This is a genomic window from Microcoleus sp. K4-B3 (assembly GCF_036704615.1).
Lineage (GTDB): Bacteria > Cyanobacteriota > Cyanobacteriia > Cyanobacteriales > Microcoleaceae > Microcoleus.
This window is the reverse complement of the sequence record NZ_JAUBSF010000038.1, coordinates 44,235-55,933: the sequence shown is the minus strand read 5'-3', so window position 1 is coordinate 55,933 and position 11,699 is coordinate 44,235. Positions and strand designations below refer to the sequence as shown.

The window sequence follows — 11,699 nt, the reverse complement described above, 5'->3', positions numbered from 1 at the left end:
GAACGGGTTAATTGGAAATCAGAGACAAGCTGCCTGAGTATAATTACTCACTACAAAAGTGACATACTCCCGATCGCTTTTGATTTCTTTTGAGGGATACGGAGGGCGATCGCATTCTCCCGAACCAACAGACTGCGGAGTGATGCCTAATAGCTGATTGCAGCCATTATTGAGACTTGTTGCAAGATGTCAATGTCGATCGGCAGTTCTTAACTTGTCGTTAGCTGATTACTCGTTCATATTCTTGTACGTAGCAACTGCCGAAGGCGAACTCCGGTTTAAATAGCGGAATATCCAATACTTAAATACCGTATCCAAGATAACTGGAAACGTCGCAATGAACAGAAATATAAACTGCCTATTTTCTGGCAGCCCCAAATGCCTCGATACACCTTCTAGAACTACTTCCCAGCCGTGAGGCGAGTGGAATCCGACAAACACATCCGTAAACAAAATAATTACGAAAGCTTTAGCACTGTCGCTGAGGCCGTAAATCACATCATCCATGAAAGACTTTAAAATCTCAATCTCTTTCTTGTTAGTGACGATAATCGCGGCAAAGGCTATGCAGGAAATCAAATCTGCAAAAATATTTTTAATAGCCCCACCACTTTCAGAGCGGTATTCCTCCGCTAGCTCAACTGCTTTATCGGCAATCTTCTTTTCCGTTTCTTCTAAAGAAAGCGACGGAGCCGAGCCTATTAACCTTTGAAATTTGAGGTGCTGCTCAAATCTCTCTAGTTCTTCCAAGGCTTCTTCTTCCAGGTTAACATTTAGGAATACTGGAGCATTTTGCTTGGCTCTAAAATGGTCAACTACCGGCCCGACTATAAAGTTTTTGGAAATTTGATTTGTCAACAGCGGAACTAAAATCAAAAGCAAAATAAATCTCAGAGAAATGACTGTTTTTACTTTGGAATTGCGGAAATTTTTAACTACTTCTTTTTCAGATTCCGGGTCTAACTCTTTAGTAATTCGATTCAAAGTTCCCAAAAGCGAGCGAGGCAATAGATTGACCTCTTCAAAGTTAGTATCAACCTCGCCCTCGTGAATTTGAACTGAATTAGCTGAACCTTTATTGTCGTCAGGTTGAGATCTGCTATTTGTAGATTTCACCTGCTGATTTACTGAAGTGGCAACCGGGACAATTGCAGTTGATTTACTATTATTAATATACTTGTCGATGACTCCATCAATAAACTCTAGCTTCTCAAACACAAGAGAGGCTCGATCTTTATTGTCGAGATGTAATCCGTGCTGATAATGATCCGCGCTTTGCCCCGCCTTCGGTTTTGCCCCAACTCGCTCCGGCAGTTCCAAAAAAGAACGGCTAGCATTAAACTCAACCATTCGGGTTTGGATGACCTTGAGGTATTTTTGCAGTTCGGATTTAAAGTAAGACAGGGTGCTGTGTCCGTAATCTCCCGATCGAGCGGAGATTTTTTGGCCGCCAAAATGCTCGTCTTCGATCGCCTTAATTGCTAACGCAGCATCATAAGCCTGTTCTAGGGCCCTGTCAGGCGTTTCTCGATACCATTGGTGAGCGCTGTAGAGATATTTTACAATCCTGTTCCAGGGAGAAGTATTCATAGCTAAAGCTGGTTAGTTGGCTGTAGACATTAGTGATTAAAGTATTCACGGTATGGTAACAAATTTACATAAACTCGGAACCGAAGCCTCGGATTCAATTTGGATTGTCGGAGCCGCCCGCAGTGGCAAAACCGCTCGTTTAGTCGAGCAGTTCTGCATTTGGAGCCAAACTGTCAAGCCTGTGCCACCAAAAGTTTCAGACCGGTGGCGTTCCGGGCGGCGGCGGGCCGGACAAACTGCCCCAGCAATTTTAGTCTTAGCAGCTAACGGAGACAACCGGCTAGAATTGGCCGATCGCATCGCCGTCGCTACCCAAGGAAAATATACCTTTCACTCGACAACACCCTTCGGTTTTTTTGAGCAGGAGGTATTGCTATTTTGGCCGCTGCTAGTTCAGTCGCTGGATTTGAGGGCTCAATTTCCCCTGCGGCTGCAACCTGAAACAGAACTGGAACTTGCCGCCAGAGTCTGGCGTCGCGAACTAGACGAAGGCATTTTGCAACAAACAGGGGTAAGCCCAAACCGAATGGTGCGTCGAACACTAGACTTATTACAACTTGCTGCTGTCAGCGGTACGCCGAGAGAAGAGATTCCCAGCATTCTGGAACAGGGATTTGCTGGTGACGGCGGCTCGAACAACCTGTGGACTAGCATGGGAGAGTTGCTGGAAAGGTGGCGGGAATGGTGCTTGACGCGGGGGCTCCTGACTTACGGGATTGTTTGCGAACTCTACTGGCGCTATTTGTTGCCGGATGCCACTTACCAGCAGCATTTGGCTTCTAGATACCAAGCTGCGATCGCAGACGATGTTGACGATTATCCGGCGATTAGCGGCCATTTGTTCGATCGAATGCTCGACCAAGGTGCGGCGGGGGCGTTCTCCTACAATCGGGATGGAGGAGTGCGTTTGGGCTTGGGGGCTGACACGGAATACCTAGCCCGACTCGAAAACCGCTGTCAAAGCGTGGAAAATTTGGACGCCAAAGCCGGTTTAGCCCCAGAAATTGGGGATTTAGCGGTAAGTTTAGCCGTTAATTCTGAGGGTTTTTATCCTTTAGGCTTGAGTTTGCCCGGATCGGTTCGATCGCTCCAAACCACTTCCCGGGCTCAATTGCTGCGAGAAACCGCCGAAATTATCGTGGATGCGGTGAAGTCAAAAGCCGTGGAACCGCAGGAAATCGCCGTAATTGCTCCCGGGATGGATGCGATCGCCCGTTATAGTTTAACGGAAATTCTCGCCCGAGATCGGATCGCGGCCACCTCCCTCAACGATCAGCGTCCCCTATCGAGTACGCCAGAGATTCGAGCTTTGCTCACTTTGTTAGCGTTAGTTTATCCGGGACTCGGCCGTTTAGTCGATCGAGACGGCGCAGCCGAAATGCTGGTAGTGTTGGGCAGCCAGAAACACCGTTCATTGGAAACAGAAGATTCCAACCCCACGTTCAATCTAAAATCTCAAATCCCAAATCAAAAATCGATCGACCAAGTGAGAGCAGGTTTAATCGCCGATCACTGTTTTTGCCCAGATATCGATCGACCTCAATTGCTGGCAATTACAGCCTTTCCCCGGTGGGACAGACTGGGACACCGAGCCGCTCTTGCATACGAGCAGATTGTGGAGTGGATCGAACAACAGCGGTCGCAACAGCAGGAGCGGCTGTTGCCGAGTCCAATTGCCCTGCTCGATCGAGCGATCCAGAAATTTCTCATGAACGATAGATACCTCCCTTACGATCGGCTAGCAGCCCTGCGCGAGTTAATGGAAACCGCCGGCCACTACTGGGAAATACAGGGGCGTTTGCAGCGCGTAGAACCAACAAACGCTGGCGACTCAGAAACGATCGCCCGCTTCATCCAGTTGTTGCGCCAAGGAACCGTCACCGCCAACCCATTTCCAGTCCGTTCAGAAGGCCCAGAAGCCCAAGCCGTCACCCTCGCCAACATCTTCCAGTACCGCAGCAGCCGCCGCGCCCACAAATGGCACTTTTGGCTGGATGCCGGCTCGCCCCTGTGGCTGAGCGGCGGTGCGGCGACATTGTTTGGTGCTCCCTTATTTTTGCGATCGCAACAGGGGCATACCTGGCAAACCGAAGAGGAAACGGCTGCCGACCAACAGCGGCTGCGGCGAATTCTGCTAGATTTGTTAAGTCGCTGTTCCCTGCTTTACCTTTGCCACAGCGAACTAGCCGTCAACGGACAAGAGCAAACCGGGCCGCTTCTGCCCCTCATTCACAGCTCTGTTTCTTGTCAGCAGTCAGCTTAACGCATTCGGCTCTTATGTATTTGGCATTCGGCTTCTGAAGGCAAGAGGCACATATGTATTCGGCATTTGGCAGGAGGAAAGAAAAAAATATCAATACGAAGATTTTTATTTTTTTCCTTCTGGATAAATACCCTGGGCTGAGTCGAAGCCAGACTTGTACCTTCGATCGAAATGGGGCGATATTAAAGTATACCCAAAATAGGCATCAAAACGTGCAATCATTAATATTTTGAGATCAAAAGATGCCCGGCTTAAAAAATATCTGTAGCCGTTGCAGTTTTGATTTAGTATGCTAGAAATGATCGGGATTATTAATCAATTTTAAGCCAGATTTGTGGCAACAAACTGATACTAATCAGTTCTTAAAGTTAATCGGGATCGTCGTTTAAAGGAGCCAAAATAATGCCCAGTGCAGTACCACAAGGATTTCTCGGAAGTGGGCCAATATTCAACCTCGGGGGTGACGAAACGATCGGACCAACTCCGGTGACAGAGCCAACTCCGGCGCCGGCGCCAACTCCGACGCCAGAGCCAACTCCAACACCAACTCCAACACCAACTCCGAGTCCAACACCAACTCCCTCCGGGGACGACACATTTGGCGGCATAGACGACACATTGGGCGGAGGCACAGGTACCCTACCCGCAACGATCGGCGGCGTGCTCCGCGGCACAGAAACCAACGACTCCTTAGTTGCCAGTCCCGGGCCCGACGTGGTTTCCGGGCTGCAAGGCAACGACAACCTTCAAGGAGCCGACGGCGACGATTTAGTATTTGGCAACGACGATGACGACGTGCTGTTCGGCGCGACTGGCAACGACGTTCTAGACGGCGGTTCAGGACTCGATACCCTGTACGGAGGCAAAGGCAACGACTCCCTCGACGGGGCAAATAACCCTGACTTGCTCTACGGCAATGACGGCAACGACACGGTAATCGGAGGCGAAGGCAGAGACACGGCTTACGGCGGCAAAGGCAGCGACAGCTTGCGCGGCGGTGCTGGCGACGATAGCTTTTTGGGCGATCGAGGCGACGACATCGTTTGGGGCGACCAAGGTAACGACTCGCTCTTCGGCGGCGACGGCGAAGACTTGCTATTTGGCAACGAAGGAGGCGACTGGCTATACGGAAACGCCGGCGGGGACACATTTTTTACCGGCGACGGCGACGACATCGTATTCGGCGGCGACGGCGACGATATTGTGGACGGCGGTGCTGGCAACGACGTTCTTTGGGGCGAAGCAGGCAAAGACATAATGGCAGGAGGCGAAGGCAGAGATGTCTTCGTCATCGGTGCATTCAGTGCCCCCAGCGGCAGCAGCAGCAACGGCACTAACCCGCCATTTCTCACCACAGGCGGCCCCGACCTCGCTGATGCCGACATTTTCACAGACTTTCGCCAAGGCGAAGATGCGATCGGGTTAAGTGGCGACCTCAAGTTTGAAGATTTGGTAATCTTCCAAAGCACCGAGACCAAAGCCGGCAGTACGATTATTCGCAACGGCGTCAGCGGCGACTTCTTAGCAGTATTGCCCGGAGTAGACAGCAGAACCCTAGGGCGAAGCTCATTTGTAATTGCCCCCACAGTTCCCGGCAGCGCAACTCCGCTTCCCCTGCCGACGCCAACAGACAGTCCGACGCCGACGCCGACAGCAAGTCCGACGCCGACGCCGACAGCAAGTCCGACGCCGACGCCGACAGCAAGTCCGACACCGACGCCGACAGCAAGTCCGACACCGACGCCGACAGACGGTCCGCCACCGACGTTCCCGACGCCGACAGCAAGTCCGACGCCGATTTTCCCGACGCCGACAGCAAGTCCGACGCCGACGCCAACGTTCCCGACGCCGACGCCGACGCCCATCCTTAACCAGCCTCCAAGAGCAGTTAACGACAACTTCACCACGGTTGCGGGTCAAGAACTCAGTCTCAACGTTCTGTTGAACGACACTGACGCGGACAAGAACATTCTTACTGTCACGACTTTTACTCCAGCAGGCAAGGGGAGCCTGGTTCCCCTGGGTGGCGGCGTATTCAAATACACGCCGAATCAGGGGTTCTCGGGTACTGACAGCTTCAGCTACTCGATCTCAGATGGCAACGGCGGCACAAGTCAAGCGGTAGCAACCATCCGCGTCAGCAGCCCGCCGCAGCTAGTAATTAACGATGGTGTGGTGGTTGCCAAAAGTTCTCCTACCCAGACAATCACCGCAGCGGATTTGTTAGTCACCGATCCCGACAACACGCCGTCGGAAATCTTTTACACGATTACCAAAGCCCCCGACGCTACCAGAGGTTTTGTCCAAAGGGGCACCACCTTTCTCAACGTCGGCGGCAAATTCACGCAAGACGATATCAACAACAACATTGTCAAATACAACCTGCTGGCGACAGGTGGCAGCGACAGTTTCACGTTTACAGCCTCCGACGGGTCTGCAACGATCGGGCCGGCATCCTTCAGCATCACGGTGGTAGATAATATTGTCGATCGCAGTGCACTGCCGGCTAGCACATTTACAGGCAGCAACCTCAGCGACTTCATCCTCGGCGGGACTGGCGACGATACCCTCTCTGGGGGCGACGGCAACGACATCATCGACGGCAGTGGCGGCAACGACCTCGAATTCGGTGAAGCAGGAAACGACTCGGTGGTGGGTGCGATCGGCAACGACTCCCTCGACGGCGGACTCGGCAACGACACCCTCGACGGCCAAGACGGCATAGACTCGCTGATCGGCGGACTGGGCAACGACCTGATGTTCGGCGGCAATGACAATGACAACCTCTTGGGCGGTGACAACAACGACACCATTGACGGCGGAACAGGCAATGACTCGATATTGGGAGAATCCGGTGACGACTCGATACTTGGAGGACTCGGCACCGACACCTTACTTGGTGGCATAGGCGACGACTCCCTCGACGGCGGTGCAGGCGACGACATCCTCGACGGCGGACTGGGCAGAAACTTGCTCGACGGCGGTATCAATAACGATTCCCTCTCCGGTGGCGACAGCGAAGACACGATTTTGGGTGGAGAAGGCAACGACACAGGACTAGGAGGTGCGGGCAACGACTACGTGTTGGGCGAGGCCGGCAGCGACTCCCTCGACGGCCAAGCGGGCGACGACACTCTCGACGGCGGTGCCGGCAGCGACTGTCTCAGCGGCGCCTTCGGCAATGACTTGGTGTTGGGCGGCGATGACAACGACTCGCTTTCCGGCGGTGCGGGCAATGACATTTTGGGTGGCGGTGCCGGTTCTGACTTGCTCACTGGCGATGCTGGCGATGATTTCTTCTACTACGAAACTCCCAGCGAAGGCGTGGACGTGATTGCGGACTTTAACGCCAGTGGCAGCGCCACCGACAGATTCTTGTTCAGGTCGTCAAATTTCGCCGGCTTAACCAACTCGGGAACTACTCTCGATTTCACCAGTTTTATCGTCAGGAATATCGGGTCTAGCGGCGACAACATCAGCAAGCAATCAGTCATTTTGTTTGAATCTAAATTTGATAACGCTCAAGCAGTAAATGCAGTGTTGAAGAATCAAAACGGTTCGAGCAAGACGGGAGCTTTCTTCGTGTACCTGAACAATACTTTTAACAAGTACGTTCTCGGCTTCGACCCGAATGTGGCAGATGACAGTCTCCCAGCTTTCGATTTGGGAGTTTTGAATTCTATTCCTACAGTGCCGGGAGCGCTCAGCACCGTCATTACTGCATCTGACTTTAAGTTTATTTAGTAGTTTTTGAGTAGCGTCGCAAGGAGTCGGAACAATGCCAAGTGCAGTACCAGCAGGTTTTCTCGAAGGGCAGCCACCGTTCGTGTTAGTGAATGAGAACGGGGATATTTTGGATATCATCGGCACGGTACCGGACCCGATGACGGGGACGGACCCGACGATGACCGGGACTTCGACAACGATGACCGGGACTTCGACGACGATGACCGGGACGGGGACTTCGACAACGATGACCGGGACTTCGACGACGATGACCGGGACGGGAACTTCGACAACGATGACCGGGACTTCGACGACGATGACCGGGACCGGGACTTCGACGACGATGACCGGGACTTCGACGACGATGACCGGGACGGGCCCGGACATTTCGATCACCCCGGTGCCCCGGCCAACTCCGACAGTTCCCACGCCTCCCCCAGAGCCAGTTTTTGTCGATGGCTTAGTTGTGGGAAATGATGGGAATAATTATTTAATCGGCAGCTTGTTCAATGACACGATTTCCGGGGGTGGCGGCGACGACACGCTTCTGAGTCGGGACGGAGACGATCTAGTTAGGGGCGAAGACGGTAACGATTCTCTCAACGGCGGCGCTGGTAAAGATATCGTTGAGGGCGGGCGCGGCAATGACACGGCGCGGGGCGGTAAAGGCGATGACTTGGTTTCTGGCGACCAGGGCGATGACGTAGGTTTTGGCGACCAGGGCAACGATATTGTCTTCGGTTCTGAAGGCAACGACTCGCTGTACGGCGGTAAAGGCAATGACTGTCTGCGCGGTGGTGGCGAGGACGACCTGATTTTTGGCGACAAGGGCAATGACACTGTTTTTGGCGACACGGGTAACGACTGCCTGATTGGCGCTGGGGGCAATGATATTTTGTTGGGCCAGGAGGGCGGGGATGTCATCACCGGCGGTGTTGGTAACGATACTGGTGACGGCGGCGAGGGTGATGACCTGATCTTCGGGGGCGACGGGAATGATTCTCTGTCTGGAGATGCTGGGGATGATATTCTTTCGGGCGATCGCGGATCGGATACTCTGACAGGAGGGGACGGATCGGATATCTTTGTTCTCGGTAGGGTGGGCACGTCGCCTGCTGGCAACGGGTTTCTCACTACTGGCGGCCGCGAAATCGGCGATGCTGATGTAATTAGAGATTTTAATGCGGGAGATTCGATCGGTCTGGCTGGAGGTCTGAACTTTACAGAGTTAGAAATTTTCCAGGGCCAAGGCTCGAATTCTAGCAACACGATTATTACGGACAGGCGAACTGGGGAATTTTTGGCGGTGTTGATTGATGTTCGATCGAACTCGCTAGATGAATCTAGGTTCACTACAGATCAAATACCGCGCGTAGACGACAATCCTTTCACCATTCAGGGGACAAGTGCTTCTCCGACACCGACGGGGACAAGTGCTTCTCCGACACCGACGGGGACAACTCCTTCTCCGACACCGACGGGGACAACTCCTTCTCCAACACCGACGGGGACAACTCCTTCTCCAACACCGACGGGGACAACTCCTTCTCCGACACCGACGGGGACAACTCCTTCTCCAACTCCGGCGACGACTCCGACACCGACGGGGACAACTCCTTCTCCAACTCCGGCGACGACTCCGACTCCGGCGACGACTCCAACTCCGGCGACGACTCCAACTCCGGCGACGACTCCAACTCCGGCGACGACTCCGACTCCGGCGACGACTCCAACTCCATCACCAACTCCGACTCCATCACCATCACCGGGGACAACTCCGAGTCCAACTGCGTCGCCGGGAACAACTCCGAGTCCGACTCCGGCACCGGGGACATTGCCGACACAGGTTCCGAGTCCGACTCCGACTCCGACTGCGGGCGGGACAACCCCGAGTCCGAGTCCTTCCATCGTCCCGACTCCAACTGCTACGACCCCAACTCCTCCGCCTTTCGGCGGGGGACCGACTCCGCCCAGTTTTACATCTCCGACTCCTAACCAGCCGCCGATCGTGGAAGCGGGCAAGACGTTGACTGGTTTGCAGAATTTGCCTCTGTCTCTGAGCATTTCGGCGCCCAGCGACCCGGAGGGCCAGCCGCTGTCGATCGCGGTAGTCGGACTTCCCAATCCTACTTTTGGTCAGGTAATTACAGGTACGAACCCCCTCACCGTGAACCAAAAGTTAACAGTTCAGGATTTACTCGGGCTGAAATTCCAACCTGGAACAAACGCGATCGGGCAAGCCGGTTCTTTCAGCTACAGCGTAGCTGACGACCAAGGCGGCACGGCAGCAGCGTCAGTGGCGATTAACATCAATTCTTTCGATACCTCCGTAACTGTTCCAACTACCCTGTCGCCCATTGCTGTCAATGACGGCATCGTATTTACGAGTACGAATAATTTGCTGCCCACTTTCATCGACGTGCTGGCGAACGATTCCAGCCCGCAAAAAGGGCCGCTCAGCATTATCAATGTCAGCACACCGCAACTGGGGATAGCTGTAAATCTTGTCTCTCAAGTGCAGTTCATCCCCGGCAACGTAGCGGGTACAACTGCTTTCACCTACAGCGTCAGCGACGGGTTCGGGACAATTCCGGGCGTAGGTACTGTCACCGTTCAAATATTGCCGGCTGATAGCGGGCCTAACAATTTGGTTGGGGGTTCTTTGCCGGACAATTTGAACGGTTTAGCGGGCAGCGATACTATTGACGGTCAAGGCGACAACGATAGCATGGACGGCGGTTTGGATAACGACGTGCTCGTAGGCGGCCTCGGCGCAGATACCATGACGGGGGGCGGCGGCAGCAATCAATTCCGCTATACCAGCCCTGCACAAGGTGGGCCGGCTTTTGATGCGGCTTCTTCGGCGGCGATCGATGCTGCGATCGCGGCGGGCGGATACGATGTGATTACTGATTTTAACGGTCTCGGTGTGCCGATCGCCGATCAGTTTAATTTTGCCCCCGGATTTGCCAATCTCAGCGGTAACACCCAAGTTCTGCTGGAAGTGCAGACAACTGTTTCTGCAAATATTCTGGGAGGAACTGCTTTCTTGTTTGCCTACGATTCCGGTGGCAATACTTACATCATTTATGACGGCAATGGCAATAACGCCACCGGCAGCGACTCTCGCATTTTGGCGAAGTTAAATGGTGTAACGGGGGTTTCTTCTCTTTCGGAATTTGACTTTACTTTTATCTAAAAAGATAAGAGGTTTTTAACCGCAAATTAACGCAGATAAACGCCGATATTCTTGGCAGTTTATCTGCGTTAATTTGCGTTAATCGGGGGTTAAAAATTAAATTTCATTATGTTCAGAAAACAATCCCAATAAAGGGCCGAGAATAGCGCCGAAAACAAAGCCGCCGGCGTGGGCCCAGTAAGCAACTCCGCCGGATTCCATGCCGACACTTGCCGGCGCATTCAACGAAGCCAACCCGCTCAATGCTTGCTGTGCAAACCAAAACCCTAGAAAGAAGAAAGCGGGGACTCTGACGGTGGTAATAAAAATTCCCAAGGGAAGCAGTGTCAGAACTTTTGCTTGGGGATATCTGAGAATGTAAGCTCCCATGACGCCTGCGATCGCGCCGCTAGCACCCAGGGACGGAATGGGCGATGCTGAGGAAAAAAACCACTGAGTTAGTGATGCTAAAACGCCACAAGTAAGGTAAAATATTAAAAATTTGACGTGTCCTAAACGATCTTCTACGTTGTTGCCAAAAATCCACAAAAATAACATATTTCCGGCAATATGGAGAAAACCTGCGTGCAGGAATTGGGAGCTAATTAGTGTCGTCCATTCGGGAAATGGCGAAAGTGGCAGAGCAACCCGACACATATTGCTTAACTGACAAGGAACTACGGCCCAAGAGTAGAAGAATTGGGTTAATTGTCGATCGCCTAAACTGAGTTCGTACAAAAATACTAATATGTTTGCGGCAATCAGCCCGTAGGTGACGTAGGGAGTGATACTAATGGGATTGTCATCGCGTAAGGGAACCACAGCCTTTTTTTCCTCATCAAAATATTGGCAACACAGTAGCGCATTTATAGCCCAGGTGTCTCCTGTCTAAAGGAAGAGGGAACAAGCCAATCGATTTTAGATTTTAGATTTTAGATTTTA

General features: G+C 52.7%; 5 protein-coding genes. 3 read left to right on the top strand and 2 right to left on the bottom strand.

Annotation, left to right across the window (positions count from 1 at the left end):
• Positions 1 to 228: 228 nt before the first annotated feature.
• Entirely contained in the window at positions 229 to 1,590 is a 1,362-nt protein-coding gene (locus QUA78_RS17385) for a proton extrusion protein PcxA (protein WP_333301148.1), read from the bottom strand.
• A gap of 52 nt (positions 1,591 to 1,642) precedes the next feature.
• Here QUA78_RS17385 and QUA78_RS17380 point away from each other — a divergent pair, with 52 nt between their 5' ends.
• The 3 genes from QUA78_RS17380 (at position 1,643) to QUA78_RS17370 (ending at position 10,778) form a co-directional block, all read left to right on the top strand.
• Positions 1,643 to 3,853, top strand: a complete 2,211-nt coding sequence (locus QUA78_RS17380) for a recombinase family protein (protein WP_333301150.1) — start codon at positions 1,643 to 1,645, stop codon at positions 3,851 to 3,853.
• Between the two features lie 402 nt (positions 3,854 to 4,255).
• Positions 4,256 to 7,597 (top strand): Ig-like domain-containing protein, encoded by a 3,342-nt coding sequence (locus QUA78_RS17375; protein WP_333301152.1) that lies wholly within the window; start codon positions 4,256 to 4,258, stop codon positions 7,595 to 7,597.
• Between the two features lie 34 nt (positions 7,598 to 7,631).
• Positions 7,632 to 10,778, top strand: coding sequence for an Ig-like domain-containing protein (locus QUA78_RS17370; RefSeq protein ID WP_333398934.1), 3,147 nt, complete (start codon positions 7,632 to 7,634; stop codon positions 10,776 to 10,778).
• 96 nt (positions 10,779 to 10,874) lie between these two features.
• Here QUA78_RS17370 and QUA78_RS17365 read toward each other — a convergent pair whose 3' ends face one another.
• Complete coding sequence (locus QUA78_RS17365) at positions 10,875 to 11,579, bottom strand: rhomboid family intramembrane serine protease (RefSeq protein ID WP_333301156.1); 705 nt, start codon at positions 11,577 to 11,579, stop codon at positions 10,875 to 10,877.
• Between the last annotated feature and the right edge of the window lie 120 nt (positions 11,580 to 11,699).

Bases quoted from the DNA above. Each gene is read 5' to 3' on its own strand.
- QUA78_RS17385 (WP_333301148.1), bottom strand. From the start codon at position 1,590: ATGAATACTTCTCCCTGGAACAGGATTGTAAAATATCTCTACAGCGCT.
- QUA78_RS17380 (WP_333301150.1), top strand. From the start codon at position 1,643: ATGGTAACAAATTTACATAAACTCGGAACCGAAGCCTCGGATTCAATT.
- QUA78_RS17375 (WP_333301152.1), top strand. From the start codon at position 4,256: ATGCCCAGTGCAGTACCACAAGGATTTCTCGGAAGTGGGCCAATATTC.
- QUA78_RS17370 (WP_333398934.1), top strand. From the start codon at position 7,632: ATGCCAAGTGCAGTACCAGCAGGTTTTCTCGAAGGGCAGCCACCGTTC.